Below are 665 nucleotides of genomic sequence, written 5' to 3'. Positions count from 1 at the left end.
AAATCCGGCCCCCGCAACCAGTTTAAGGAGCCCCTTTTAAGGGGCTTTTTGTTAGCTGGACACTTTCAACGCCGCTGTTCGACGGCGTTTCAAGGATGGGCGTTATGCCCATTTTTTTATTTTGCAAAGCATGCACATATCATGCACTAGGGGGTTCAGGTGTCGAGCAAGCTAGAAGAGTTGCAGGCCTTGCTGGCCCCGGTGGTCGTGGCCCTGGGCTATGAATGCTGGGGTATCGAGTTTTCGGCTCAGGGTCGTCACTCGATGTTGCGCGTTTATATCGATAAAGAGGGTGGCGTGCTGGTGGACGATTGCGCCATTGTCAGCCGTCAGATCAGCGGTGTACTGGATGTTGAAGATCCTATCTCCGTTGAATACACCCTCGAAGTTTCCTCGCCTGGCATGGAGCGCCCACTGTTCACTCTTGAGCAGTTTGCAAAATTTGCCGGTGAACAAGTGAAGATCAAGCTGCGCTCGCCTTTTGAAGGTCGACGCAACTTTCAGGGCCTTCTGCGCGGTGTAGAAGAACAGGATGTCGTGGTGCAGGTAGATGACCATGAGTTCCTGTTGCCGATCGATATGATCGACAAGGCCAACATTATTCCCAGTTTGGACTGAGACGCGGATCCCGCGGATCCAATGGATTGCGAAAGGCGAGGCGTACG

Annotated in this window: 1 protein-coding gene; it reads left to right on the top strand. The window is 53.1% G+C overall.

The features are described 5' to 3' along the window. Positions 1-159: 159 nt before the first annotated feature. Complete coding sequence (gene rimP, locus ACIF4X_RS28190) at positions 160-618, top strand: ribosome maturation factor RimP (RefSeq protein WP_397484575.1); 459 nt, start codon at positions 160-162, stop codon at positions 616-618. The last annotated feature ends 47 nt before the right edge of the window (positions 619-665 follow it).

It is taken from the genome of Pseudomonas sp. NPDC085632 (assembly GCF_044541255.1).
Classification (GTDB): Bacteria; Pseudomonadota; Gammaproteobacteria; order Pseudomonadales; family Pseudomonadaceae; genus Aquipseudomonas.
This window is presented reverse-complemented; position numbering and strand designations above follow the sequence as displayed.